The 2,052-nt window shown below is 45.0% G+C and carries 1 protein-coding gene; it reads left to right on the plus strand.

What is annotated here, in order from left to right:
• Window positions 1-362 precede the first annotated feature (362 nt).
• A complete protein-coding gene (locus HY877_06680) occupies window positions 363-1,709 on the plus strand; it encodes a transposase (protein MBI5299955.1) in 1,347 nt (448 codons plus the stop codon).
• The last annotated feature ends 343 nt before the right edge of the window (window positions 1,710-2,052 follow it).

Genomic DNA, 2,052 nt, shown 5'->3' on the forward strand with positions numbered 1-2,052 from the left:
TCCGTTGTGTCAAGGACTGGGAAAAAATCTGCCCCTGTACTTTTTCAGGGGCAGATTTTAATTTTTAGTATAGGAATTTGAAAAAACACAATCCCCCGAATCGGGGGATTGTGGCTACTGTGTAGTTCCTGCTTTAAAAGTCTCATTGATTCTCGTCGGTGGTGAGGATGAAGTCGTCGCCGATTTTCTCACAACTGCGCGATTCTGCCCGTCGAAGCCCTCACGAAACCTTGCAGACCCAATCCTGAATTTCCTTAATTTCTTGAACGCGTTCTAAGAAATCAAAATATTTGGTATAATGTTCCCACACTTCCTGAAGATTTTATTCTTTGACAATCAAAAGTTTTTAAGGAGAATTTCTCATGTTAATCCAAGATGACCCGCAAAACGAATTCGGCGACTTTCCGTTCTCGGAATATGTGATCGATAAGGATCACCCCTTAGTCAAACTCTCTCAAGCGATTCATTGGAAGAATCTTTTAGAAGCTCTCAGCCGGTTTTATCATCCGACTTTGGGACGCCCGACCATTCCTCTCAGAGCGCAAGCCGGCACGCTCATGATCAAATTCATCAAGAATTTTTCTGACCGCGAGACCGTGGGCTATTGTAGCGACGCGATTCCCGCCATGTTCTTTTGTGGACTCCATCCCACCAAAGTGAAAGGAACCATGAATCCCGCTTCGGGACTTTCGCAATTTCGCAAAGCGATTGGACCGGAAGGGATGGCTCTGATCCAATCAGTGCTCGAACATGCCGCTCGCGGCAAATCGCTGACGAAAAACGGTCAATTGATCGTGGACACCACTTGCGTTCCTTTAGACATTCACTATCCGACCGACATTAAACTTCTGGAACGATGCCGCCACAATATCCTGAAACTTTTTGACGAAGCAAAACGGTTGGGACTCCAACCGGTTTACCGCACTTACAAAAGGATGGCGCGGAAAATTTTTATCCAATTCTCCAAACTTTCCAAACCCAAAGAAAAAACCAGAAAAAAAGTTCACAAACAACTTTTCCAATTTGTCCGCCGCAACCTCAAACAACTCACAGACTTGCGATGCCGCGCCACTCACACGATCGGCAAGAGCGCTTCGACTTCAAAACATATCCTCCAATTTCTGCAAAACCTCAAAACCACAGAACTCAAAGTCCGCACGATCCTTCACCAACAGAAACAGATTCGGCAGGGGTTTCTTCACATTCCCAACCGCATCGTTTCATTTCACAAAGATCATGTCCGACCGATCGTCAGAGGTAAATTCCCCCTGAACACTGAATTCGGCCCGAAAATTCTTGTGGCAGTCGTTAAAAATTGTTTGTACGTGGTGGACTCCTTCCATGCCAATGTCTCCGACGCAACGCTTGTGCTTCCGGCTCTGCGATGGTTCAAGAAAACATTCGGGCATCTTCCAAAAGAAATTTTGGGAGATCGCGGATTCTTTTCCCGCATGCGCGTCCAATGGCTTAAAGCTCTCAACATTCTTGCGGGACTTCAACCGCGCGGAAAAAATGTCGAGAAATCTTCCGCCAATCGTCGAATGATTCGCCAGCGCCAACAGATCGAAGCCTTCATCTCTTTATCCAAACGCAAGTTCGGCTGGAACCGATGCCGAGCAAAAAATCCAGACCATGAATCGTCATGGATTCGCTTCAGCGCTGTTGCCGCTTCCGTTCACAAACGATTTTTTCTTTCCCTCTCTCCTTGAAATTTCTTCAACTCAAAAAATAAAAATTCGTCAACGGAGGTGTCCTATGCCCGAATAATGAACCAAAACCATTCTCACTGCTTCAAACGATCCAAAATGAGATTGCGAAAACCTAAAAACCGCAATCTCGTAACACCCATGCCACATCCCTTCCTCTATATCCTTCCATATCCTTGACTTTTACAGCAGGAACTAGTTATTGGGAATCGTTTAGTAAAACAGGTGAGGATACCGACTGATTTTATTATTGCGGAATTGGCTGAAAAAATTGGCTTTAATTGTGAAGATATCTTTGTAAGAAATATTCCTGGCAAGAGAATGCCCATAAAAAATTCCCCGACAA

It is taken from the genome of Deltaproteobacteria bacterium, assembly GCA_016213065.1.
Lineage (GTDB): Bacteria > UBA10199 > UBA10199 > SPLOWO2-01-44-7 > SPLOWO2-01-44-7 > JACRBV01.